Here is a 24,308-nt window from a genome sequence, read left to right on the forward strand (position 1 = left end):
GAGATGCGTGGAAACAGCAAAAATATTGATTGCAGATGACGAAGAAGCAATTGTAAAAATGGTTGAACGCGTATTAAAAAAAGAAGGATTCAAGCATATTTATAAAGCCTACCATGCAGATGAAGCATTAGATGTTGTCAAAAACGAGGACATCCACCTCTTACTTCTAGATGTGATGATGCCCGGTAAGTCTGGCTTTGATGTTCTTCCTGAAATGAGAAAATATACGAAAGCACCCATTTTCTATTTAACTGCAAGAACGTCTGATGTAGATAAACTGACCGGCTTTGCGCAGGGGGCAGATGATTACATTACAAAGCCATTTAATCCGCTAGAGCTTGTGGCTAGAATTAAGGCTCACTTAAACCGAACATATATCTCCTTACAGGAAGAGCAAGAAGAGGCTCAAAACCAATATGAATATGCCCATTTCTCATATCATCCTCATTCAGCCGAACTGAAAGTGAGAGGAGAGATGACGGCATGCTCAGCTCAGCTTCTATCCTTGCTGAAGTACTTTTGTGATCATCCGAATGTGGTTCTTTCAAAAGATCAAATCTATGAGAAAGTATGGGGCGTCCCGTCGTATGGTGATAACAACACCGTCATGGTTCATATTCGAAAGCTGAGAGAAAAAATTGAATTAGATCCAAGTCAGCCTGAATATATTGTGACCATCCGTGGTATGGGATATAAATTTATTCCGCACCCTGTGAAGGTTCTTAATTAATTCATGAATTTACGAACAAAACTTTTCTTTCACTTTGTCGGACAGATGTTTATCGTCATTGCGATTCTGCTGATCGGGAATACGTTTACTGAGAATCTATATTATAAAAAATACTATGAGAATATGACCGAAACTGGTTTAACAAAGGCTGATGGGGACACACTCATGAGCTGGCTCTATTTTAACGAGGATGGCAAAATGGAAGCCGAAGATCAACTCAAGCAAGCAGTGAAAAAACGTGACGGCTGGCTGCAAGTGATTGATTCAAAAAAACATAACGTATATAGCTATCACCTTCCTAAAAATATTCCAACATCCTATCAAAAGGATGAAATGATCAAGATCTTTGAAAAAAGACAATTTAAAGATTACAAGATGTACTTCTGGCCAATTGAGATTGATCAAGAAAGCTTTATCGTGTTATATGGGTTCAAAACGAACAGCACAAAGGTAGCCAATTATCTTAAGCAGCATGAGAAAAATCTGGCTGCACTTTCTCAATATTCGCTTGAAACGATAGAATTCTTGAAAAGAATGAATGGATCGGTACACCTGTTTAATGAAGAAGGAAAATACTTAAAAGGCATTCGAGCCAAAAACGATTTGAAACATAACGTAACAGATGTTGAATTGCTTAAGTACCAATCGAAGCCTTGGGAGTTTAGAAGTGACCTATCTTATATCAGAGTGAATAAAAGTCTATATTTGATCGTTTCGGTACCAAACAAAGTATATAGCCCAGACGAATTGTATGATAAAGAGACAGATGCTTTAAATCAATATAGAACCATCTTGATTGCAGGTCTTGCACTCACTATTATTATCGTCATGACATTATGGTACTCGTATCGCTATGGTCTGCCGATCTATCACATTATCCGCTGGCTGATTTTCTTATCTAGAAATAAATTGCAGGAACCAACAAATAGAAAAGGAATTCCAATCAGTAAAAATAAAAAAGGTCGTATTAAGCGGGAATACCGATTATTTGAGGATATCCTAAAAACAATGGATCAGCTCACGCTTACATTAAAAGAGAATGAAGCAAACCGAAGAAAAATTCAAACCACAAGGGAAGAATGGATTGCAGGATTGTCTCATGATTTGAAAACACCTCTTAGTACGATTTACGGCTATGGGCTCATGCTTGAATCTGATCAATATCAATGGTCCAAGGAAGAAGTCATGGAAATGGGACAGGTGATTCGTGAGAAATCAGAATACATGTCGACCTTGATTGAGGATTTAAACCTCACGTACCGATTGAAAAATGGGGCCTTGCCTATTAATCGAAAGCCGGTCGAGCTGGGTGAATTTTTAGCCTCTATTATGGACGAGTTTTCAAGAAGCTCCTTTTCTGAGGATTTTTCATCCTCTTTTGAAGATCAAACAAACGGTGTCATGTTTGAGATCGACAAAGCCTGGTTCAGACGAGTGATTGAGAACCTGCTGGCGAATGCAGTCAAGCATAACCAAAAAGGCACTCATATTACAGCTGTTTTATCTGAAACAAATGAAGAAGTTCGGATCGAAATGAAAGACAACGGATGCGGAATGGCACAAGAAACGGTAGATCACTTATTTAACCGCTACTACAGAGGGACAAATACAAATGACCCAACGAATGGAACAGGACTTGGGCTGGCAATAGCAAAAGAGCTTGTCTTGCTGCATGACGGTGATATTCAAGTGGAAAGCGAACTAGGTGCTGGAACAACTATTGCGATTATCCTAAAAAAATCACCTTCTGTAAAATAGGCAAAAAACGATTTTCCTTTCTTAAGGAGATCGTTTTTTCCTGTTTTAGGATTGAAATCAACTTTGTAAACGATTACAATTAAATTGTTAACGTGAACAAATTATTTTTCATACGATAAGAGGGATGGGGGAATTTGATGAGAGCCTTTTTAGATGAGCAGTTTTTACTAAACAGTCCAACGGCGGAAAAGCTATACCATGAGTTTGCAAAGGACCTTCCAATTATAGATTACCATTGTCATTTAAGTCCTAAAGACATCTATGAAAATAAAACCTTCCAAAATATCACCGAAGCATGGCTTTATGGAGATCATTACAAATGGCGTGCCATGAGAACAAATGGCATCCCTGAAACGCACATTACGGGGGATGCATCAGATCATGAGAAATTTTTGGCGTGGGCGAAGACCGTACCCATGACCATTGGAAATCCACTCTATCACTGGACTCATCTAGAGCTAAGACGATATTTTGAAGTCGAAGACCTATTAAACGAAAAAAACGCAGACATTATTTGGAAGAAAGTCAATGAAAAGCTGCAAGGAGAGGGATTTGGTGCGAGGGACTTCATTGTGAAATCAAACGTTGAAACCGTTGTGACAACAGATGATCCGGTCGATTCGCTTCACTATCATCAAAAACTGCGGGAAGAGGAATTCTCTGTACAAGTGCTCCCAGGGTTTCGACCTGATAAAGCACTCGATATAGCGAATGATCTGTTTGCAAAATATGTTCACGAGCTGGCAGAGGTTTCAGCTACTCCAATACAATCCTACCAAGACTTCTTAAAAGCACTCCGTGCAAGAATTGATTTCTTCCATGAACACGGCTGTTTGATCTCAGATCATGCTATAAATGAAATGACATATGAAGAAACGTCAGAAGAAGAAGTGGAGACCATCTTTCATAAAAGAATGTCTGGTCATCCATTGACGGAAGAAGAGAAGATCAAGTTTAAAACAGAGACATTCATTATGCTAGGTCAGGCATACTGTGAGCGTGGCTGGGCGATGCAGCTTCATATCAATGCGCTTAGAAACAACAATACGAAAATGTTTGAGCGGCTCGGACCAGATACGGGGTATGATGCGATGAATGATGAGGACATTGCAAAGCCGCTTTGCCGAATATTAGATCGTTTAGAACAAGAAGATGCATTGCCAAACACCATTCTCTATTCCTTGAATCCTAGGGACAATGTGGTGATATCAACATTGGCTGGAAGCTTTCAAGACGGGAAGACACCGGGGAAGATGCAACACGGCACAGCCTGGTGGTTTAATGATACGAAGCAAGGAATGACAGAGCAGATGATGGCTCTTTCCAGTATTGGACTGATCAGCCGTTTCATCGGGATGCTGACTGATTCACGAAGCTTTTTGTCGTATACAAGGCATGAATATTTCCGAAGACTGCTTTGTGATATCATCGGAGATTGGGTAGAAAAAGGAGAAGTCCCCTATGACCTTGAGCTGTTAGGGGGGATCGTGAAAGGAATCAGCTATGAAAATGCCAAGCAATATTTTCAATTTGACCGGGCAAAGCAGCTCCAGCATCAAAGTAAAATCACATGAAGAAAAAGGTAAGAAAATGAAAGCGGTTTTATGATAAGATGGAAAAAAATCATAAAAGGCGGAATAGCATGACAGTCACAATTAAAGACATAGCAAAATTGGCAAACGTCTCTCATACTACGGTATCAAGGGCTTTGAATAACAGTCCTTTTATTAAAGAGAAGACAAAACAAAAGATTTTGTCGATTGCAAAACAGCTGAATTATTCACCGAATGTCCATGCCAGAGGCCTTGTATCACAAAAATCGTTTACAATCGGTCTGTTTTTTACGAGTTTAACAGAAGGCACATCTTCAAGCTTCTTTGTAGATGCGTTAAAGGGCGTTAATAGCGTGATGACTGAGCATTATAATCTGTTTGTAAGGGGAATTGACGACTTTCACGATTACACAACCATTCATAAACAGCGCTACGATGGCATTTTGCTTATGAGTCAAAGCGAGCACGATGAAGCGTTTATCCATCATGTCAAGAAACAGGGCATTCCAATCATTGTGCTGAATCGCCGTGTAGAAAGTAATGAAGTGATGAATATATTAGCAGATGATAGTCAAGGAGCATATCAGGCAGCGCACTATTTCATTCAGCAAGGCCATCATCAAATCGCCATCATTGAAGGAAAAGAAGGCTTTAAATCGACTCAGGAGAGAAAAGCCGGCTTTCTCCAAGCGTTAATTGATCACCATATTCCTATGAAGAAAGAATATATGATCACAGGTGACTACCACATGAAAAGCGGCTATGAATCAATGGAATCCCTGCTGACCCTTGATCATCCGCCAACAGCGCTTTTTTGCTCTAACGATGACATGGCCATTGGTGCGATGAATGCTTTATATGCAAAAGGCAAGACATGTCCAGGTGATATCTCTATTATCGGTTTTGATGACATAGCATTCTCATCCTACACCACGCCTGCACTGACAACGGTAAAAAAGCCTATCGAAAAAATGTGTGCACTTGGAGCAGAAGCCATCCTATCAGTCATAAACGGTGAAGAGCAGGAAGAAGATCAAATGGGAAAAATCTATGTCCACACAGAGCTGATGATCAGAGATTCAGTCAAAAAGGTGCAGTAATCAGCACCTTTTAAAGATAAATGTTCACGTGTGCATATCACGAAGAGAGGGGAATCCATTTGAAACGTTTATCAAAAGCCATGTACCCGGCGCCTGAGTATCCGGAAACGATTTTACAGATCGGTGAAGGGAATTTTATGCGAGGATTTATTAATTGGCACATCCAGAAGCTGAACGACTGCACAGATTTTAAAGGAAGAGCTGTTGTTGTTCCTCCGCGAAAAGGATCCGTTGCGGCTTTAAATGAACAAGATGGCTTATATACTTTATGTATACAGGGCTATCATGACCAGCAAGAAATGAATGAGCGCATGATCATTCAATCGATCAGCAGAGGAATCAGTACGTATACGGATTACGATGGTTTTTTATACGTAGCTGAAAACCCCGATCTCCGCTTTGTCTTCTCAAACACGACAGAGGCAGGACTTATGTTCAGAAAGGAGGATCGCTTGGAGGATCGACCGCAAGCCAGTTTTCCAGGAAAGCTGACAGCGTTCTTATATCACCGGTTTAAAGCATTTACTGGAGATGAACAAAAAGGGCTGATCATCCTTCCATGTGAACTGGTCGAACATAACGGTGACCGTTTGAAGGAATATGTGATAGACATGGCAGCTGAGTGGGACCTGCCGCCTGCGTTTATCACATGGATCAAAGAAGCCAACACGTTTTGTAATACGCTTGTGGATCGGATTGTTCCTGGGTTTTCTAAGGAAGCAGCTGAAATTGTCCAAAAGGAAGATGGGTATATCGACGAGTTGCTTGTCACGGCAGAATATTATCACCTCTTTGTTATTGAAGCACCTGCCTTCGTACAAAAAGAGCTTCCCTTTCAAAAAGCAGGATTAAATGTCCTTTTTGTAGAAGATATTGCGCCTTATCGCATGAGCAAGGTACGAATTTTAAATGGTGCACATACAGCAATGGTGCCAATCGCTTACTCATGTGGTATAGACACTGTAAAAGAAGCTGTGGATGACAAGCATGTTGGTCCGTTCATCCGGCGTATGCTGGAGGAGGAAGTACTGCCAGGGCTTGAGCTCTCTCAAGATGAGCTTCTTCTTTATACACAATCGGTTTGGGATCGTTTTTGCAATCCATTTGTGAAGCATCAATTGCTCGATATTGCGCTCAATGGTATATCCAAGTTCCGAACCCGAGTTCTTCCGTCATTGCTTGATTATGTTGAGCAAAAGAAACAGCTGCCAATGAATCTCGTGTTTTCACTCAGCAGTCTCATTTATTTTTACAGAGCATATGCAGAAAGGATAAAGGATGATGAGACTGTAGTGGCATTTATGGAGGAAGCCTGGGAAGGGGAGAACCAATCCAATGAAGCGATCGCAGCCAGGATTCTATCATGTGAGCCATTATGGGGGAGAAATTTAACGGATGTAGATGATTTGAGTCACGCTGTAGCTGATCAGCTTAACTTCATACAGGAGCAAGGGATGAGAGCGGCTGTTCAACGAATGCTGCATCATCAATATGAAAGTCAGGGGGAGAAGGCATGAAAGATTTTATTGTGATTCACCCTTCAGATAATGTCGGTATTGCATTAAAAGTACTTGAACAAGGGGAGGAGCTGCATCATCAAGATCACTCTGTTGTCTTAAAAGAGAACGTTCCCAAAGGTCATAAGTTTGCTTTGGCTGATATCAAGCAAAGAGAGAATATCATGAAATATGGCTACCCCATTGGGCATGCAACGACTACCATTTCTGCTGGAGAATGGGTGCATACGCATAATATCAAAACCAATCTATCAGGAAAGCTCGATTACGAATACGAGCCTTCATTCACAGACAACCCCTATGAAAAAACGAATCTTACATTTAAAGGATATAAACGAAAAAATGGGGAAAGCGGGATTCGCAATGAGCTTTGGATTGTCCCAACCGTTGGATGCGTGAATGGCATTGCCGATCAAATCATCCAAATATTCACCGCTGAAATGGGCGGAAACATCCATCCGTTTGAAACAGCTCTCGTATTAAAGCACAATTATGGATGCTCCCAGCTTGGGGACGATCATGAAAATACAAAAACCATTTTACAAAATGCCGTGAAGCATCCTAACGCTGGAGGGGTGCTCGTCCTTGGACTTGGTTGTGAAAATAATGATATTGAAGATTTTCAGTCCACATTAGGTGAATATGACCGTGAGAGAGTGAAATTTTTAAGAAGCCAAGAAGTAGGAGATGAGATTGAGACGGGAGTCGCTTTACTCAAGGAAATTTATGATGCGGCGAAAGAAGATCACCGTGAAGAGATCCCGTTATCTGAGCTGAAAATCGGCTTGAAGTGCGGAGGATCAGATGGATTCTCCGGCATTACCGCAAATCCGCTTTTAGGAAGGCTGTCCGATTTTATTGTTGCTCAAGGCGGCACGACAGTGTTAACAGAAGTGCCCGAAATGTTTGGAGCTGAAACGATTTTAATGGAGAGAGCGGAATCAGAAGCGACTTTCGACAATATTGTGCAAATGATCAATGACTTTAAACAATACTTCATGGATCATCGACAGCCAGTATATGAAAATCCTTCCCCGGGAAATAAAGCTGGTGGAATTTCGACATTAGAGGATAAATCTCTCGGCTGTACACAAAAAGCAGGGACTTCTGACATTCAAGATGTATTGAAATATGGGGAATTGCTGAAGCGAAAGGGCCTGAATTTATTAAGTGCGCCAGGTAATGATTTGGTTGCTTCATCCGCACTTGCTGCTTCCGGCTGTCAGTTGGTCCTTTTTACAACAGGAAGAGGGACACCATTTGGTACGTTTGTCCCTACAATGAAAGTCTCGACGAATACAGCCTTATATGAAACAAAAAAGCACTGGATTGACTTTAATGCGGGAGAACTGCTTGAAGATGTACCAGAAGATGTTGTATTAGAAAAATTCATTTCAACTGTCATTGATGTGGCGAGCGGAAAGCTATTAAATCATGAAAAAAACAATTTTAGAGAGCTGGCTATTTTCAAAACAGGTGTCACACTTTAAGGCGACTGGGGGATGAGAACGTGTTTAAAATGCGGGATTTGATGTATATCACAGCAGGAACGGTACTCACAGGAATCGGACTCACGCGTTTAGCAAGGCAAGAGAAGAAAGACAAAAAAGCAAACGGAATCGATCAAGTGTTAAAGCAGATAAAAGCGCCGCTGTTCCCTGATCGTGAATTTAATGTGGTTCATTATGGTGCAGATGGGAAAGGGATAGAGCTTTCAACAGATGCTATCCAGTCTGCGATTGATGATGCGCACCGTTTGAAAGGGGGACGTGTGCTTATTCCAGAAGGGACGTTTGTGACAGGTGCTCTAGAATTGAAGAGTCATGTAGAGCTGCATTTGCATGAGAAAGCCTATGTGGCATTCAGCCAAGATCCAAAGGATTATCTGCCGATTGTACTGACAAGATATGAAGGGATTGAGCTTTATAATTATTCACCTCTCATTTATGCACACCATGCAGAAAATATCGCCATCACAGGAGCTGGAACGCTTGATGGCAGAGGGGATGAACATCATTGGTGGCCTTGGAAGTATGGCACGAATGGCCAGCCGTCTCAGGACCGGGATCGGCAGCTTCTATTTGAAATGGCTGAAAAGAGGATACCAGTAGAAGAAAGAGTGTTTGGAGAAGGCCATTATTTAAGGTCAAGCTTTATCCAGCCCTACCAATGCCAGCAAGTTCTCATTGAAGGAGTGACAGTGAAGGATTCACCGATGTGGCAAATTCATCCTGTGCTAAGTGAAAATGTCATCGTCCGTGGAGTCCATATCATCGGGCATGGACCAAATACAGATGGTGTTAATCCGGAGTCTTGCCGGAATGTGCTCATTGAAGATTGTTATTTTGATAATGGAGACGATTGTATTGCCATCAAATCTGGCAGAAACGAGGACGGGCGGAGAATAGGGGTTTCATCTGAAAACATTGTCATTCGTAGAAATGAGATGCGTGATGGACACGGCGGAGTGACGATCGGGAGTGAAATCTCTGGCGGGGTCAGGTATGTATATGCAGAGAATAATGTAATGGATAGTCCGAACCTTGACCGGGCACTGCGTATTAAAACCAACTCTGTCAGAGGCGGTACCATTGAACATATTTACTTTAAAAACAACACAGTCAAAAGCTTAAAGCATGAAGTGGTCTGTATCGACATGATGTATGAGGAAGGGGATGCGGGTCCACATCGTCCTGTTGTGCGTCATATTGAAGTAGAAGGACTGAAAAGCAGCGGCGGACGATATGGTGTGAAAATAGCCGCCTACTCACATTCCCCCGTTACACACTTCAACATGAAAAATTGTGTCATAGATCATGTGACGTATCCACTTTCTTTGGAGCATGCAGTATCTCCTTCTTTTCAGAAAGTCGTCATCAATGGGGAACAAATCAATTGATAGATGAGTGAAAAACAGTCTTTTCGGAGGCTGTTTTTCTTTTAGTAAGAACGAAAAAGACGCTTTTAGAAATCACATATACAACCTATCTGCACTGTAGTATAATATTCCCGAAATTAGAAAAGAATTGACGGAAGAGATGACGTCAAGCAGTACATAAACCAGGGGGTTCATTCATGAAAAAGTTAACGGCCATTTGGCTATCGCTATTGCTTGTGATGGGTGTTTTAGCAGGATGTGCAGGTGCTGAGACAGACCATAAAGCAAAGAGTTCACAAAATAACGAAACAGCGGCTGCGGCATTTCCTGTCTCGATTAAAGATGCAGCTGGTAAAACAGTCGAAATCAAAGAGCAGCCTAAGCGTATTGTTTCATTAATTCCAAGTAATACAGAGGTTGCCTATGCGCTTGGTCTTGGCGATAAAATGGTTGGACGATCAGATTTTGACAATTATCCAAAGGAAGTTGAAAAGGTAGAGAAGATTGGCGGACTTGAATTCAATGTCGAGAAGGTCATTTCCTTAAAGCCTGATCTAGTATTAGCTCATGCATCGCAGATGGGATCAAAAGATGGATTTAAACAGCTTGAAGATGCAGGAATTCAAGTACTGACTGTAAATGATGCCACCTCCTTTAAGGATGTGTACAAATCGATCAATTTGATCGGTGAAGCAACAGGTGTAAAAGAAGCATCAACAAAGCTTGTAGATGAGATGAAAACAAAATTGAATGACATCAAGAAACAAGCAGAGGCGATCTCCAAAGACGAACAAAAAACAGTCTTTGTCGAAGTATCAGGTGCGCCTGAAATCTATACAACAGGTACAAATACATTTATGGACGAAATGCTTTCTGTTATCCATGCGAAAAATGCTGCTGGCGATCAAACTGGCTGGGTGCAAATGACAGAAGAAGCGATTATCAAACGAAATCCTGATGTGATCGTCACAATTGATGGTTCCAGCTTAGCTGATCTGAAAAAGAGAGACGGCTGGAATGCGATCAAAGCAGTGAAGGAAAAACAAGTCTTTCAATTGAATACGGATCTCGCATCAAGACCGGGACCGCGATTGGTTGAAGGAGTCGAGGCTCTTGCGAAAAGCATCTATCCTGACACGTTCAAATAAATTCATCATCGCATACACACTAAGTGTTTTACTTCTTGTGGTGAGCATTGGAATGGGAATCTCCTTTGGAAGCTTAGGGATTCCCATTCCTTCTATTCTCCGTATATTTGTTCATGAACTATTCGGGGTGCAGATTGGCACAATAGATTCAATTGATCGCAATATTATGATGAATATCCGGCTGCCGAGAGTGATATTAGCGGCACTAGTCGGAGCAGCGCTGGCGTTATCAGGTGCAGCCTTTCAAGGTTTATTAAAAAATCCTCTCGCTGACCCATATACGCTAGGTGTATCTCAAGGGGCATCAGTTGGAGCCGTCGCGACACTATTTTTCAGCTTGCAGCTCCCTTTGCTCGGCAGTTTCACACTGCCTTTTTTCAGTATGACAACAGCGCTTGTGACCCTATGTCTCGTCCTCTTTTTTGCGCGTCTTGTTCATCGGGGGATGAGCATCTCTTCTTTAATTTTAACAGGGGTGATTTTTAGCTCTTTTTTGAGTGCGCTTATATCATTGATGATTGCTTTAACAGGTGATGATCTAAAAGAGATTATTCATTGGCTTCTCGGCAGTGTGTCCATGAGGGGCTGGCGCTATATTGCGCTTTTCCTTCCTTTCTTTCTTGTGGGGACCTTTGCATTAATGCTGATGGGACGAGATTTGAATGTCATGACGTATGGCGAGGAGAAGGCACAGCTATTAGGTGTACATGTGAAAAGGAGCAAATATATAGTGCTGCTTGCTGGCTCAATTCTGACTGGTAGTGCGGTAGCGGTGTCAGGGACGATCGGATTTGTGGGACTTGTGATTCCGCATTTTATTCGCCTCTTAGCCATCACAGACCACCGGCACCTCCTGCCTTTGTCTATGCTGAACGGCGCTTCCTTTCTCGTTTTAGCAGATGTGTTATCCCGTACGATCATTGAACCGACTGAATTACCGATTGGCATCATTACTGCGTTAATTGGTGCCCCTGTATTCGGCATCATCCTCATCCGTAAATATAGAGGAGGGACACATCTATGATTCAAGTGAAGGAAATCAGAGGTGGATATGGAGAGAAAGAGGTCATACGTGGCATCAGCCTTGAGGTAAAGCAAGGAGATTTTCTCGGTATACTTGGTCCAAATGGAAGCGGGAAGTCGACCTTGCTTAAAATGATTTCTGGGATGCTGGCACCTGAGAGTGGCGAGGTACGCCTGAGCGGTCAATTGGTTCAATCCTACCGTCCAAAGGCGTTTGCGCAAAAAATGGCTGTTCTACCGCAGAAAACGGACCAAGCCTTCTCATTTACAGTGGAAGAAACGGTTCAATTCGGTCGTTACCCATATCAAAAAGGATGGCTGCAATCTGTTACTCGAGAAGATATGCAGGTCGTAAACAAAGTAATGGAACAAACGGATGTTGCACAATTTAAGGATCAATCCATTCATGAGTTGAGCGGGGGAGAACAGCAGCGTGTGTACTTGGCACAGGCATTAGCCCAGCAGCCTGAATATTTATTGCTGGATGAACCAACCAGTTTTCTTGATTTGGCCTATCAAAAAGACTTGCTTGATTTAATTAAAGAAGAGACCACTTCCTCTAGGCTAACGGTGATCGGCGTGTTTCATGATGTGAACATCGCCAGTTTATATTGTGACCGGCTGCTGCTGCTTGATGAAGGAAAGACGGAAATGATAGGACTGCCGCATCACGTCTTGACGCCTGAGCGAATCAACCGTGTGTATGAAACAGAGGTAACACCGCTCCAACACCCGCGAAGAGCAAACCCTCAGCTGATCATTGAGCCTGCGGGGGCTTCTATAGCATCAAATGCAAAGTTAGCGGATGGCTGGAAAACGTATGGCTCAGAAGGAATGACGTTTTCCCTCAAACAGCCGCTCCGCGTCCTTTCCTCACATCAGAAAAGGGGCGGCTTTTTTTGGGAAAGATCTCTCGGAACAGGAACTGAGATACTTCGTGACGAGCTGGATGATCGTGAAGGAATATTGTTTTACGACCAAACGAGTGGACCAAACCAATTTGCTGCTGAAGACACAGAAAACGACATGGTGCTTTACGGCATGCGTCATCAAAAAGAGCTGACCATTTGGCTTGTACTGAAAGAATCTTTATCAGACGGATCGTCTGTTCAGCTCATGGGGCAGCTTGTCCACATGATTAAACAGGAGACGAGCATGTCCATTCATCATCTTTGTATCGCTGCTGCGGGTATGCAGGAAACAGAAGATGATGAGCATTTACATGAAAGATTAAAACAGAAAGTGCACCGTCTTCTTTATACATTGAATGTCATTCAAAAATGAACCAAAGGGTTCGCTTTTTTGTTTATGATGCGATGAAAATCACAGTGCTTTAGTTAAACAAATACATCCTTTCCACTTCAGGTTATACTAAAAGGACAAAGCAATAGACAAGGAGGGACACCGATGAAACTTTATACAAAAACAGGGGATCAAGGCCAAACAGGCTTGATCGGCGGGAGAGCCGATAAAGATGATGTAAGAGTCGAGGCGTACGGCACGTTAGATGAGGCGAATAGCTTCATTGGACTCGCACATGCAAATTTACGTCAGCATGGCGAATTGTTTCAAGACATTTTGTCAGAGCTGATTGTGATACAGCACGAGCTCTTTGACTGCGGCGGTGATTTGGCAGCAGTCAAACCACGTAAAGAAGGCAAATTAACTGAAGCATCAGTGGCAGTCCTTGAACAAAGAATGGATATCTATGTAGAAGAAGCCACGCCTCTCACAAAGTTTATTTTACCGGGCGGCCAGGAAGGAGCAGCTCTCTTACATGTGGCGCGGACAGTCGTCAGAAGAGCAGAGAGGCATATTGTGACGCTTGCGAAGCAGGAGGAAATTCCAGCGGTTACACTCACCTATGTGAACCGTCTATCCGACTATTTATTTGCAGCCGCACGAGTCGTGAATCATCGGCTCGGTGAAGCTGATGTTGAATATGAACGAAGCGCAGACGTGTTTCGGTCTACACGCTGAAAAGAAGACAAAGGGCTAAAATAAAGATCATTTTAGCCCTTTGTCAACAATCTGAAGCACTCTTCGAATGAGAAGAGTGCTTTTTTATTGGGTTCTATCGCTTAGTCTGAGCGAAGTTACGACTCTGGTCGCAATGAAAGATCAATCTGCGACACGTTTTGCCAGCTCTCTTTTTTGACTAAAGTAAAAGCAAGGAGCAAGAAAGGAGGCATGAAGATGAAAATAACAAGTAAAACCATCATCGGTTCGATTTTAATGTTTGTCGGTCTATCCATCTTCTTCGGTGGTTCACTAGGAGGGCTGATCCCGATTCTGATTGGGGCGTGGCTCATCTATGTAGGTGTAAAGAAATATGAGAAAGGCAGTCAAACCTTCGGTGTCATTCTAGCGGTCATTGGTGTACTGATTGTTGTGCAATCTCTGCCGTTTATCCTTGGAATCGCATTGGCTGGGGGGCTTCTCTACTTCGGCTGGACGATGATCAATGGTGAACAGGCAAAAGAATCATCAAGCAGATCATATATGGAGCCAAACACGGCACCGAAAATGGAAGAACCTATTCACACGTCATTTGATCAAGAATGGGAAGACTTTTTAAAGAAAAAATAAGAGGAGGAATATCAAATGGTATTCAGAAGAGTAAGAGATATGTTTGTTGCAACGGTCAATGAAGGCTTAGATAAATTGGAGAATCCGCGTGTCATGCTGAATCAGTACGTTCGTGATATGGAGGACGATATTGCCAAAGCGAAACATGCGATCATCAAACAGCAAACGATTCAACAAGGCTTCCTGCACAAAGCAGAAGAGACAGAAGCATTTGCTGATAAAAGAAAGAAGCAGGCTGAGCTGGCATATCATGCGGGAGAAGAGGAACTTGCACGAAAAGCGCTCACAGAAATGAAGTATTTTGAAGAAAAGCACCAGGAATATCAGGAAGCTTATCAGCACTCTGTGAAACAATTGAAAGAGCTGAAAGAGCAATTGCAGCAGTTAGAAACGAAGCTGCGTGATATTAAAGACAAGAAGCAGGCTCTGATTGCAAGAGCAAATGCTGCACAGGCAAAGCAGCATATGAACGAATCCATGAACAAAGTAGACAGTGAAAGTGCATATAAGGAATTTCTTCGAATGGAGAACCGTATCGAAGAAATGGAGACAAAAGCGGGCAGCTATGCACAATTTGCCGATCAAGGAGCAGATGCTCATCTAGACTATGCGGATGAGGTTGAAAAAGAATGGCAGAAGCTCAAGCTGGAGAAGAAGCCTGAGCAGCAAGCAAACTAAGGAATCGATGTCAGATCGGAAGAAAAGCAGGATTTTTCTTCCGATATTTGATTTCTTTCTGTTTCGCTTTTACTTATAATGAAAAGGTCAGAAGATAAAAGGATGGTACGAATGAAGCGGTTAATCGGTCTAATTTGTATACTTGTAGGTGTCTTTTTAATGATTGGGATGCTTTTCAAAAATGAAGATCTCTTTCATTTGAGTTTCTCCCGTGAAAAAGCAGTCACAACAGCTTCAGCGAAAAAAGATGAAATTGATCAATTAGATATCTCTCTTTCTGGGTTTCGCGTGAAGGTAAAGCCTGAAAATCGTTCCGATATTTCCGTGATTGTCGTTAATGGAAAAGGGAAAATGTATGCGGACCAAACAGGCAGTACATTCAACGTCCGTGCTGAAAATAAAGGATTCTTGTTTTTCTCCTCATTTGAAAAAGGAGAACTCTTAGTCAAAATTCCAACAGATTATCATAAAAATGTGAAGATTACGGGTGGAAGCGGGGTCAGCGAGATGGATGGCGAAGGGAAGCTCTCTCTTCAAGATGTGACGCTCAAATCAACAAGCGGAAACCTCAAAGCCGAGAATTTCTCAGCAAAAAATGTAGAAATCAAAGCGACATCGGGCAGACTCTCCGTGTCTCACATCGATGCGAAAAATAGTGATATTGGGGCAACCTCGGGACGTGCCGATATTAAAGATGTCAAAGGGGAGCTGCAACTAGGCATGACAAGCGGTAGATTAACGGCAAGTTTTGATACCATTGCGTCACCTGTCTCCTTTCATATGACATCAGGCAGTGCCAAATTTAATTTACCGGATGAAGGAGATTTCAATGTCCGGGTGAAAAAAACAAGTGGAAGTGTCGATCACTCCTATCACTTTGATCAAGCGGATAGTGAAGGACGAGGCTTTACAGGCACGCGGGGAAAAGGAACACACTTAGTCGATATTGAAATGACAAGTGGAAACTTAAAGCTGCGGTAATGAATGGAAGAAAGGAAGGAGGCGAGTCAACTGCGTTTTTCAAGGAATCAAATTTTAGGCATCATTGTCGTGATTTTTGGTATTAATCTATTTCTCAAAATTATTGGGATCGGAGCCGATTTGTTTTGGCCTGTGTTTTTTGCGCTGGCTGGCTATTGGCTGCACTCAAGATCCAAACGTTGGCTCGGTTCAGTTTCCTATATTTTTGCCGGCTTTCTCTTTTTAAAATTTCTGCTCAATATTACATTTAGTCTCACAGGATATTTATTTGCGGCCTTTTTGATATATGCCGGCTATCGTTTATTGAAAAACAAACCCGTTTTTGATGTCGATAAAAAGGAAGCATCGGACGATGGAAAGCCTTCGCTGAAAGTCAATCTTGAAAAAGAGGGCGACCAAAAGAAAACAAAGAGCCAGACAAAGCCGCGCAAAGAGCATGACTTTTTTATCGGTGAGGTCAGGCTGATGAAAAAGCCGTTTCAATTAAGTGATTTGACGATTTCAGGGTTTATCGGGGATGTCAAAATCGACTTATCAAAGGCCATTATCGCAGAAGAAGAGAGCACGATCGTGATTAGCGGGCTCATCGGAGATGTGGATATTTACGTACCGCAGGATATTGAAGTATGTGTGAGTGCTTCAGCTGCAATTGGTGATATGAAAATTATCGATGAAAAAAGAAGCGGATTCGGCAGTAAAGTGTATGTGATGACCAACAATTACGATGAGAGCAAACGAAAAGTGAAAATCTCCATCTCTTTACTGATTGGAGATGTGGATGTGAGATACTTATGAGGAAACTCCATCTAGGTATCCAGTGGCAATCTATTCGTCTTGGAGTAGGGATCTCGCTTGGTGTTGTCATCATGACGATGCTGCCCATGTTTTTTTATTATCAGCTTGATCCGATGATTCTCCTCTCTACCCGCTGGTTCGGCATCCCGTTTTTTTGTATTTTACTGATCATTAGTCTTGTCATTGGGGTTTCTGCCTCGCATGTATTTGGCTATCAGCATAAGAAGCGTCTCGATCAGCTTGTAGAGTCGATTTTAAAGTTTGAAAATGGGAACTTTGCATACAGACTGCCGTCTCTTGGCGACGATGAAATTGGCTTAGCGGCAGATCAATTAAATGAAATGGCCAAACGAGTTGAAGGGCAAGTAGCTTCTTTGCAAAAGCTCTCGAATGAACGGGCTGAATGGCAGGTGCAAATGAAGAAATCCGTCGTTTCAGAAGAACGTCAGCGTCTAGCACGAGAACTGCATGATGCGGTCAGCCAGCAGTTGTTTGCGATTTCGATGATGACCTCTGCGATTCTTGAAGGCATGAAGGAAAAGGATGAAAAGATTTTAAAGCAAATGCGCCTAGTCGAACGAATGGCTGGCGATGCACAAAATGAAATGCGTGCGCTTTTGCTTCATCTAAGACCGATCACCCTTGAAGGAAAAGACTTGAAAAAAGGCTTGATTGAACTCCTAAATGAATTTCAAGCAAAGCAGCCGATTGATATTGATTGGGAAATAGAAGATGATGTTCCGCTGTCTAAAGGAGTAGAGGATCACCTCTTCCGAATTGTACAGGAAGCCCTATCAAATGTGTTCAGGCATGCAAAGGCGACAAAGGTGACGGTACGTCTGCTCATTCGAAATCGGCAGGTGCAGCTGAAGATTATCGACAATGGGATCGGTTTTCAAACAGATCATGTGAAGACAGCTTCCTACGGACTTGAATCGATTCGCGAAAGAACAAGTGAAGTAGGCGGTGTCGCAGAGATTATGTCATTTGAGGGAAAAGGAACACAAATCGATGTGAAGGTCCCCATTTTTGATGAAGGAAAAGGAGAGAACGTTCGATGATTCGAGTACTTTTAATCGACGATCACGAAATGGTGAGAATGGGGCTTGCTGCCTTTTTAGAGGCGCAGGCTGATATTGAAGTCATTGGTGAAGCGTCAGATGGACAAAAAGGTGTAGAGCTTGCGGTTGAATTAAAGCCAGATGTGATTTTAATGGATCTTGTCATGGAAGGAATGGATGGCATTGAAGCAACGAAAAGAATTTGTCAGGAAATTGAAGATGCTCGAATTATCGTTCTGACGAGCTTTATTGACGATGATAAAGTCTATCCAGTGATTGAGGCAGGTGCTTTAAGCTATTTATTAAAAACATCCAAGGCAGGAGAAATTGCGGATGCCATTCGGTCTGCAAGTATCGGCGAACCAAGACTTGAATCAAAAGTGGCTGGAAAGGTCATGAATAAACTCCGTCATTCCTCAAATGGATCGATCCTTCATGATGCATTAACAGCAAGAGAAATGGAAATCTTGAAGCTGATTGCTGATGGAAAATCGAATAAGGTCATTGCCGAGGAACTATTTATTACAATTAAAACAGTGAAGACACACATTACCAACATTCTTTCCAAACTCGATGTAGAAGACCGGACGCAAGCGGCTGTGTATGCGCATCGTCATAAGCTGATTCAATAAAATAAAAAAACAGCTTTCAAATGAAAGCTGCTAGAACATGCGTAAAATTAGTCCTTCTGTCCTGTGATCGGACGTTCGGATAGTTGATGGAGCTCAGGAACTGGAAAAGCCTCCTGCTCCTCGGCCGATTTGTCTTCTAGGGCTTTCTTCATCTCGGATAATAGCTGTACGCTCTCCTTTGCCACTGCTGCTTTTTTCTCCTGCAAACCAATGATCTGTGAAAGTCCGACGAATAAACCGCCTCCAATAAGAAGGAGCGCAGGGGTTTGTCCATAATAAATCACGATCAAAAATGTGCTCGAAAAGCTGTCGGCTTCAATGAAGAAATCTTCTTTTGATTGCATGAATACAACGACTAACAGGAGTATTCCTAGAATCAAAAATAGAATGCCGGCCGAAAGTAAAGCTCGTTTCATGATTGACACCCTTTTTTTCTTACCATTTTAACATACTCTATCAGGATTGTGTTGCGCCCTTAGTCCCGAAGTCACGGATTTTCACATTTGCTTTGTAACGAATATCTGATTCACTAAAAATCTCATCCCAATGTTTTGCTTCTTTTCGAAAGTCCTTTGGGTAGGCAATACTCGCCTTTTGATAAAACCCGCAAATATCTGCTTTAATCTCATGCTGTAATTCTCCGATGAAATCCTTTACGTTTTTCTCTAATCGACGCTTGACAACGCCTTCAATTTCTCTGAGATACTTTTCATTAAAAGCGTTTTCGCGTTCATTCCAATCCTCAGACAATCGCCCATCAAGATCCACTGACACATCAAATTGATATTTTCCACTGGCTGATTTATGGGTTTTGATATGGTGCTTGATTTTGAAAATCTCAAAAGAGTAGAGGCTGTGATCATATTCAAATTGTATGACTCCGCCTTCTCCGTCCCCAGTTAACAAATTGTATGACTCCACTGCTGACGGAGAGATATTGGTGAGAAATCGTCTATTCTTAATAATAGAGGCACCGTCGATCATTAATTTTCCTTGATCGACGCTGACTTTCGGAAGAGCAAAGGATACATTGTTTTGCATGGCAGAAGAAATATCTCCTAATGAGACCGTCTTGAACATGGAAATGGTCGTTTTTCTGTTTTCTGAAAGATCGTATAAGGTCGAAGAGGCTGGCTGTCCGTCGTCATTGATTTTCAGCATGTCCCCAGGTTTCTCAGAGGTCATAAAGACGAGGCTGCCTCTCCGCGTTTCATTGTCTCGAATGAATTGATTAATGACGAGGTCAAAATTATTCTCATTGATGAGCTCCTCAGAAAATAAATACACCCTTAGCTGCTGCGCAAAAATGCGGTGGCTTTTCAGCGCCGTTGTGCGGAAAATTTGATGCATAGAATCCCCGCTATTTTCAATGATTTTCGTAGGGTCTTTGATGCTTGCTTCCTGATCGATCTTTTGAGGAACGAGGACTTGCATAGACAGCTTTAATTTATGTCCTTGGTCCCCTTTATCTACTGCAAACCCAATCGCCATGTTGAGCTCCTCAATATTTGTACTATCCCAGCAACCACTTAATAGAACCAGCATCAAAAGAGCACAAGCTGCCTTCTTTTTCATGCTGTTTTCCGCCTCCTTTTGAAAAAAACGATTATAAATAAGAGAAACGGGAGAATGCCGAACAGCAGGAAAAAGAGGTTGTTCACATAGGTTAAATAATCTCGCACTGTATCGACATCCTTTGGGAAAATCGCTGCAAAGTAAATGACAATTCCCATTAGAGCGACGACTACCTTTTTAGGAAACTTGGTCAGTCTGGATACCCCGATTGCGGCAAAAAATGTATATCCGACAAAGCTTGTATACAGCTGAACCAGCCAAACGATAAGCAAAAATGATTCAATTCGTTCAATAAAAATCCCCTGAATATCAAACGATTGGAATAAGGCAATGGTCGGCCAAGTCAAAGTCGCCGTTTCTTTGACCGTCAGCGCACCTATCACAAGAATATAAGTGAAAATATAAATAATCGCAGGAATCAAAAAGCCGACTGTTCCATAAGCAAAAGTGTGTTTTTGCGTGTTCATATAAGCAGGCATAAACAGCATCATTTCAATGCCGACAAACGATATGGCTGATGCATTAAAGGAATTGAAGACAGGGGAGAACCCCTCTCCTAAAACGGGCCGGAGGTTATCTAACTTAAATTCTTGCAAGCTAAGTCCGTAAGCGACAAATAAGATGATGAGCGTCACAATCAAAATAAAAGGAAAAAGCCTGGCTAAATCACCAATCCCGCCAATCACAAGATAAAAACCAACTATAATAAAGCTGATCATTGTCACCGCTACAGGCGTGTTTTGAAGCAAAAAGAATTTCACCATTTCCGACATCGCTCGTACTTCATAGCTGGCGACGCCAAGAAAATAAATAATAATCAAGAGGTTGGCAAGAGCGCCAATCCATTTTCCAAGCCCCTCGTTCGTATAATCATAATAAGAGGAGAAGGGGACTTTTTTCATCATGAGGACATTTGCAAAAATAAACACAATGTAAATGACACTCATGAGTAAGAGTGCAATCCAGCCGTCAGGTGTAGCCGCAGCCTGAGCCATTGATCTTGGCAGAATCATCATACTTGCGCCTAGTGTTGTATTGGCAATAATGGCACTTGCCTGATAGCTGGTAATCGACTCTTTATGATTGACCATGTCGTTCTCCTTTCTGTTGATTTTTTAAAGGCAATCGAATAATGGAATTGTCTTCGTTTTTATAGCTGAACACAAAATCTGGTGAGAAATAAGGCGTGCCAAAACTTTTTTGTCGCGTGAGATGAGTAAGGAGTACAAGCATAAACAGCACAATCCCATATAAACCAAAGGTAGCCGCAGTAAACATGGACACAAAGCGGAGCACGCGAAAGGACATGCCCATCCCATATTGAGGAACAGTAAAGGATGCAAGTGCAATGACACTAACGATAATCACCATAATCGAGCTGACAATATGTGCCTGAACGGCAGCCTGTCCAATGACAACCCCGCCAACAAGTCCGATCGTTTGACCGAGCGGATTTGGCAGCCTTAAGCCAGCTTCCCGCAGCAGCTCAATGGTCATCTCCATGATGAGTGCCTCGACAATGGGTGAAAAGGGGACATTTTCCCTTGTGCTCGAGATTGTAATAGCCAAAGTGGTTGGCAAAAGACCTTGATGAAACGACACAAGCGCAATATAAATGGCTGATAGAAATAACGTCAGAAAGATCGAGGTAAACCGCAGCAAACGAATAAGAGAGGCGGCGATCCATCTTTCATAATAATCATCGGGTGATTGCATAATTGTCGCAAGGGATGCAGGTACAATTAACACAAAAGGTGAATGATCGACAAAGATGGCGACCCGGCCATTATTTAAAGCAGATGCCACTTTATCCGGCCGTTCTGTGTTTTGAATTTGCGGGAAAGGAGAATACACATTGTCTTCAATGAGCTCCTCAAGAACACCAGAGTCCTGTATATCATCAATGGTGACTTGCTTGAGCCGTTTTTTGACTTCCTTTAAAACAGGCACTTGAACGATACCGTCGATGTACATGATGGTCACCTGAGTGTATTTCTGTAGACCAATCTTCATATCGACGGTTTTGAGATCAGGATTTTTCAAGCGCTGTCTTACAAGCGCTAAATTCGTATTTAAATCTTCAATAAAGCCAATTTTTGGTCCTCTCACGACTGTTTCAGAGGTAGCATCCCCTAAACTGCGTTTCTTCGTTCCATGCGTTTCTAAAATATACGCATGCTGAAATCCATTAATGAGCACCACGCAATGCCCTTCAAAAATCGCATTGACCAATTGTTCAGAGGTCTTCACCGAACGTGTGGTCATCATCGATAAATTGGATTCCAGCTTCTCTTTTGTGAGAGACGTATGATCTTGGAGAAGCAGCTTCAAAAAGGTTTGAATCTCCATCTTTTCGTTCATTTCTTTTATGTATAAATAGTAAACGACCTGCCCGTGAGGCAGCGTTTTTTTCTCATGAACCAAATCGTCCATTTCCTTTAATTGCGGGAGAATGACGGAGAGATTATCGTATAAGTGCTCTTTCAATGGAGTCTGATTCAAAAGGATCACCCGCCTCAATAACTTTTTCTTAGCATTACCTGCTTGAAAAAACAATATTCTGTGTTACATTATTTTGTGGTAAAAGAAAGAATGAGGGTTTTGGAGGAAACAAGATGGCGCAAATTCGTTTAGCAGGAACAAAAGAGGAGATTGACCGTATTCTACAGTCGTTTGACAAGCATTATGAAGTGACATATACATCAAAGGATTACGGAAAAACGAACCCAAAATACAAATATTCGAAAGATGTCCGCGTTTATATTGAACTAAAATTAAAATAAAGATAAAATTTTAATTGAAAACGCTTAAAGGATTTTGGTTTTTTGTATAGAATAGAGTTGAGTGATGAGAAGCTATGGAGGGATACATAATGACGGAATTTAGAATCGAAAAAGATACAATGGGCGAAATCAAGGTGCCAAAGGACAAGTTCTGGGGTGCACAAACACAACGAAGCAAAGAAAATTTCAAAATCGGTTCTGAGAAAATGCCAAAGGAAGTTGTGAATGCGTTTGCAATTTTGAAACGTAGCACAGCGATTGCCAACGAACGTCTTGGCAACCTTGAGAGCGAAAAAGCAGAAGCAATTGCTGCTGTATGTGATGACATCATCAGCGGAAAGTATGACGAGCATTTCCCGCTTGTTGTATGGCAGACAGGCAGTGGAACACAAAGTAACATGAATATGAACGAAGTTGTTGCAAATAGAGCAACTGCTTACTTGAAAGATAAAAATAGTGAGTTCAGCATTCATCCGAATGATGATGTCAACCGCAGCCAAAGCTCAAACGACACATTCCCAACTGCTATGCACGTGGCAGCTGTTTTAGCTGTGTATAAAAAATTATTGCCGGCGATTGATCAATTAAGAGCCACTCTTGATGAGAAAGCAAAAGCGTATCAAGAGATTGTTAAAATCGGCCGTACGCACTTGCAAGACGCAACACCACTGACAGTAGGTCAAGAGATTAGCGGCTGGGTGTACATGCTGGATCGTTCAAAAGAAATGATCCTAGAATCAACTGAAAAAATGAGAGAGCTTGCGATTGGCGGAACAGCTGTTGGTACAGGGATTAACGCACATCCTGAGTTCGGACAATATGTCGCTGAGGAAATCAGCCAACTGACAGGTCAAACATTCAATTCTTCACCAAACAAATTCCATGCGCTGACAAGCCATGATGAAATTACGTATGCACACGGTGCCCTAAAAGCACTTGCAGCTGATTTAATGAAAATTGCCAATGATGTGAGATGGCTAGCAAGTGGTCCGCGCTGCGGAATTGGTGAATTGATCATTCCTGAAAATGAACCAGGAAGCTCAATTATGCCAGGTAAAGTCAACCCAACTCAAAGTGAAGCTTTAACAATGATTGCAGCACAAATCATGGGGAATGATGCAACAATCGGTTTTGCCGCTAGCCAAGGAAACTTTGAGCTGAACGTATTTAAGCCGGTCATCATTTATAACTTCTTACAATCAGTTGAATTACTTGCTGACGGCATGAACTCATTCCATGACAAGTGTGCAGTTGGAATTGAACCAAACCTAGAAACAATCGAGAAAAACTTGAACAATTCATTGATGCTTGTGACGGCACTCAACCCGCACATCGGATATGAAAATGCAGCGAAAATTGCAAAGCTTGCTCACAAAGAAGGTTTAACATTAAAAGAAGCAGCACTTCAATTAGAGCTCTTAACAGAAGAGCAGTTTGAAGAGTTTGTGAAACCAGAAGAAATGGTGACACCGAAAGCAAAATAAGAAACCAGGGGCAGCAGCCCCTG

Annotated in this window: 23 protein-coding genes; 19 read left to right on the plus strand and 4 right to left on the minus strand. The window is 42.1% G+C overall.

Going from position 1 to position 24,308, the window contains the following annotated elements:
- Window positions 1-7: 7 nt before the first annotated feature.
- The 17 genes from C6347_RS03850 (at window position 8) to liaR (ending at window position 18,443) form a co-directional block, all read left to right on the plus strand.
- Window positions 8-730, plus strand: a complete 723-nt coding sequence (locus tag C6347_RS03850) for a response regulator transcription factor (RefSeq protein WP_034659958.1) — start codon at window positions 8-10, stop codon at window positions 728-730.
- 3 nt (window positions 731-733) lie between these two features.
- A complete protein-coding gene (locus C6347_RS03855; protein WP_066030418.1) occupies window positions 734-2,488 on the plus strand; it encodes a HAMP domain-containing sensor histidine kinase in 1,755 nt (584 codons plus the stop codon).
- 137 nt (window positions 2,489-2,625) lie between these two features.
- Complete coding sequence (uxaC, locus tag C6347_RS03860; RefSeq protein WP_106039084.1) at window positions 2,626-4,062, plus strand: glucuronate isomerase; 1,437 nt, start codon at window positions 2,626-2,628, stop codon at window positions 4,060-4,062.
- 68 nt (window positions 4,063-4,130) lie between these two features.
- Entirely contained in the window at window positions 4,131-5,141 is a 1,011-nt protein-coding gene (locus C6347_RS03865) for a LacI family DNA-binding transcriptional regulator (protein WP_060597286.1), read from the plus strand.
- Window positions 5,142-5,200: 59 nt separating this feature from the next.
- Window positions 5,201-6,658: a tagaturonate reductase gene (locus C6347_RS03870; RefSeq protein WP_106071432.1), complete on the plus strand. Its 1,458-nt coding sequence runs from the start codon at window positions 5,201-5,203 to the stop codon at window positions 6,656-6,658.
- Window positions 6,655-8,148, plus strand: coding sequence for a UxaA family hydrolase (locus C6347_RS03875; RefSeq protein WP_106039086.1), 1,494 nt, complete (start codon window positions 6,655-6,657; stop codon window positions 8,146-8,148). The genes C6347_RS03870 and C6347_RS03875 overlap by 4 nt, the downstream gene beginning before the upstream one ends.
- A gap of 20 nt (window positions 8,149-8,168) precedes the next feature.
- Window positions 8,169-9,557: a glycoside hydrolase family 28 protein gene (locus C6347_RS03880; protein ID WP_034660694.1), complete on the plus strand. Its 1,389-nt coding sequence runs from the start codon at window positions 8,169-8,171 to the stop codon at window positions 9,555-9,557.
- Window positions 9,558-9,733: 176 nt separating this feature from the next.
- Window positions 9,734-10,684, plus strand: a complete 951-nt coding sequence (locus C6347_RS03885; protein WP_060597282.1) for an ABC transporter substrate-binding protein — start codon at window positions 9,734-9,736, stop codon at window positions 10,682-10,684.
- The gene (locus C6347_RS03890) at window positions 10,650-11,708 is read left to right on the plus strand and encodes a FecCD family ABC transporter permease (RefSeq protein WP_060597281.1); all 1,059 of its coding nucleotides are present in this window, start codon (window positions 10,650-10,652) and stop codon (window positions 11,706-11,708) included. The genes C6347_RS03885 and C6347_RS03890 overlap by 35 nt, the downstream gene beginning before the upstream one ends.
- The gene (locus C6347_RS03895) at window positions 11,705-12,991 is read left to right on the plus strand and encodes a heme ABC transporter ATP-binding protein (RefSeq protein WP_106071433.1); all 1,287 of its coding nucleotides are present in this window, start codon (window positions 11,705-11,707) and stop codon (window positions 12,989-12,991) included. The genes C6347_RS03890 and C6347_RS03895 overlap by 4 nt, the downstream gene beginning before the upstream one ends.
- A 123-nt stretch (window positions 12,992-13,114) precedes the next feature.
- Window positions 13,115-13,687, plus strand: coding sequence for a cob(I)yrinic acid a,c-diamide adenosyltransferase (locus C6347_RS03900; protein ID WP_106071434.1), 573 nt, complete (start codon window positions 13,115-13,117; stop codon window positions 13,685-13,687).
- 216 nt (window positions 13,688-13,903) lie between these two features.
- Window positions 13,904-14,296, plus strand: coding sequence for a membrane protein (locus C6347_RS03905; RefSeq protein WP_034659942.1), 393 nt, complete (start codon window positions 13,904-13,906; stop codon window positions 14,294-14,296).
- A 15-nt stretch (window positions 14,297-14,311) separates the two neighbouring features.
- Window positions 14,312-14,974 (plus strand): stress responsive protein LiaH, encoded by a 663-nt coding sequence (gene liaH / locus C6347_RS03910; RefSeq protein WP_106071435.1) that lies wholly within the window; start codon window positions 14,312-14,314, stop codon window positions 14,972-14,974.
- 111 nt (window positions 14,975-15,085) lie between these two features.
- Window positions 15,086-15,955, plus strand: coding sequence for a LiaG family protein (gene liaG / locus C6347_RS03915; protein WP_060597277.1), 870 nt, complete (start codon window positions 15,086-15,088; stop codon window positions 15,953-15,955).
- Window positions 15,956-15,958: 3 nt separating this feature from the next.
- Window positions 15,959-16,750, plus strand: coding sequence for a cell wall-active antibiotics response protein LiaF (gene liaF / locus C6347_RS03920; RefSeq protein WP_181185435.1), 792 nt, complete (start codon window positions 15,959-15,961; stop codon window positions 16,748-16,750).
- The gene (liaS, locus tag C6347_RS03925) at window positions 16,747-17,811 is read left to right on the plus strand and encodes a two-component system sensor histidine kinase LiaS (protein ID WP_034659938.1); all 1,065 of its coding nucleotides are present in this window, start codon (window positions 16,747-16,749) and stop codon (window positions 17,809-17,811) included. Before liaF ends, liaS begins: the two co-directional genes overlap by 4 nt.
- Window positions 17,808-18,443 (plus strand): two-component system response regulator LiaR, encoded by a 636-nt coding sequence (gene liaR, locus C6347_RS03930; protein ID WP_034659937.1) that lies wholly within the window; start codon window positions 17,808-17,810, stop codon window positions 18,441-18,443. The genes liaS and liaR overlap by 4 nt, the downstream gene beginning before the upstream one ends.
- A gap of 47 nt (window positions 18,444-18,490) precedes the next feature.
- Here the strand turns inward: liaR and C6347_RS03935 are convergent, their stop codons facing one another.
- From C6347_RS03935 to C6347_RS03950, 4 genes are read right to left on the minus strand one after another with little or no spacing between them, the layout of a single operon-like run.
- Complete coding sequence (locus C6347_RS03935; protein ID WP_034659936.1) at window positions 18,491-18,859, minus strand: hypothetical protein; 369 nt, start codon at window positions 18,857-18,859, stop codon at window positions 18,491-18,493.
- 40 nt (window positions 18,860-18,899) lie between these two features.
- Window positions 18,900-20,018, minus strand: coding sequence for a Ger(x)C family spore germination protein (locus tag C6347_RS03940; protein ID WP_106071436.1), 1,119 nt, complete (start codon window positions 20,016-20,018; stop codon window positions 18,900-18,902).
- Window positions 20,015-21,109, minus strand: a complete 1,095-nt coding sequence (locus C6347_RS03945; protein ID WP_060597275.1) for a GerAB/ArcD/ProY family transporter — start codon at window positions 21,107-21,109, stop codon at window positions 20,015-20,017. The genes C6347_RS03940 and C6347_RS03945 overlap by 4 nt, the downstream gene beginning before the upstream one ends.
- Entirely contained in the window at window positions 21,096-22,520 is a 1,425-nt protein-coding gene (locus C6347_RS03950; protein ID WP_106071437.1) for a spore germination protein, read from the minus strand. The genes C6347_RS03945 and C6347_RS03950 overlap by 14 nt, the downstream gene beginning before the upstream one ends.
- A gap of 113 nt (window positions 22,521-22,633) precedes the next feature.
- Here C6347_RS03950 and C6347_RS03955 point away from each other — a divergent pair, with 113 nt between their 5' ends.
- Together C6347_RS03955 and fumC are read left to right on the plus strand one after the other, a co-directional pair.
- Window positions 22,634-22,801, plus strand: coding sequence for a YvzF family protein (locus tag C6347_RS03955; protein WP_003213147.1), 168 nt, complete (start codon window positions 22,634-22,636; stop codon window positions 22,799-22,801).
- A gap of 89 nt (window positions 22,802-22,890) precedes the next feature.
- Window positions 22,891-24,285, plus strand: a complete 1,395-nt coding sequence (gene fumC, locus C6347_RS03960; RefSeq protein WP_034659931.1) for a class II fumarate hydratase — start codon at window positions 22,891-22,893, stop codon at window positions 24,283-24,285.
- The last annotated feature ends 23 nt before the right edge of the window (window positions 24,286-24,308 follow it).

The organism is Bacillus sp. NMTD17 (assembly GCF_002998735.1).
GTDB lineage: Bacteria > Bacillota > Bacilli > Bacillales > Bacillaceae > Bacillus.

What these genes read in the sequence shown, in the direction of transcription:
- C6347_RS03855 (WP_066030418.1), top strand. Translation starts at nt 734, where the DNA reads ATGAATTTACGAACAAAACTTTTCTTTCACTTTGTCGGACAGATGTTT.
- uxaC (WP_106039084.1), top strand. Translation starts at nt 2,626, where the DNA reads ATGAGAGCCTTTTTAGATGAGCAGTTTTTACTAAACAGTCCAACGGCG.
- C6347_RS03865 (WP_060597286.1), top strand. Translation starts at nt 4,131, where the DNA reads ATGACAGTCACAATTAAAGACATAGCAAAATTGGCAAACGTCTCTCAT.
- C6347_RS03875 (WP_106039086.1), top strand. Translation starts at nt 6,655, where the DNA reads ATGAAAGATTTTATTGTGATTCACCCTTCAGATAATGTCGGTATTGCA.
- C6347_RS03885 (WP_060597282.1), top strand. Translation starts at nt 9,734, where the DNA reads ATGAAAAAGTTAACGGCCATTTGGCTATCGCTATTGCTTGTGATGGGT.
- C6347_RS03895 (WP_106071433.1), top strand. Translation starts at nt 11,705, where the DNA reads ATGATTCAAGTGAAGGAAATCAGAGGTGGATATGGAGAGAAAGAGGTC.
- C6347_RS03900 (WP_106071434.1), top strand. Translation starts at nt 13,115, where the DNA reads ATGAAACTTTATACAAAAACAGGGGATCAAGGCCAAACAGGCTTGATC.
- C6347_RS03905 (WP_034659942.1), top strand. Translation starts at nt 13,904, where the DNA reads ATGAAAATAACAAGTAAAACCATCATCGGTTCGATTTTAATGTTTGTC.
- liaH (WP_106071435.1), top strand. Translation starts at nt 14,312, where the DNA reads ATGGTATTCAGAAGAGTAAGAGATATGTTTGTTGCAACGGTCAATGAA.
- liaG (WP_060597277.1), top strand. Translation starts at nt 15,086, where the DNA reads ATGAAGCGGTTAATCGGTCTAATTTGTATACTTGTAGGTGTCTTTTTA.
- liaF (WP_181185435.1), top strand. Translation starts at nt 15,959, where the DNA reads ATGGAAGAAAGGAAGGAGGCGAGTCAACTGCGTTTTTCAAGGAATCAA.
- liaS (WP_034659938.1), top strand. Translation starts at nt 16,747, where the DNA reads ATGAGGAAACTCCATCTAGGTATCCAGTGGCAATCTATTCGTCTTGGA.
- liaR (WP_034659937.1), top strand. Translation starts at nt 17,808, where the DNA reads ATGATTCGAGTACTTTTAATCGACGATCACGAAATGGTGAGAATGGGG.
- C6347_RS03935 (WP_034659936.1), bottom strand. Translation starts at nt 18,859, where the DNA reads ATGAAACGAGCTTTACTTTCGGCCGGCATTCTATTTTTGATTCTAGGA.
- C6347_RS03940 (WP_106071436.1), bottom strand. Translation starts at nt 20,018, where the DNA reads ATGAAAAAGAAGGCAGCTTGTGCTCTTTTGATGCTGGTTCTATTAAGT.
- C6347_RS03945 (WP_060597275.1), bottom strand. Translation starts at nt 21,109, where the DNA reads ATGGTCAATCATAAAGAGTCGATTACCAGCTATCAGGCAAGTGCCATT.
- C6347_RS03955 (WP_003213147.1), top strand. Translation starts at nt 22,634, where the DNA reads ATGGCGCAAATTCGTTTAGCAGGAACAAAAGAGGAGATTGACCGTATT.
- fumC (WP_034659931.1), top strand. Translation starts at nt 22,891, where the DNA reads ATGACGGAATTTAGAATCGAAAAAGATACAATGGGCGAAATCAAGGTG.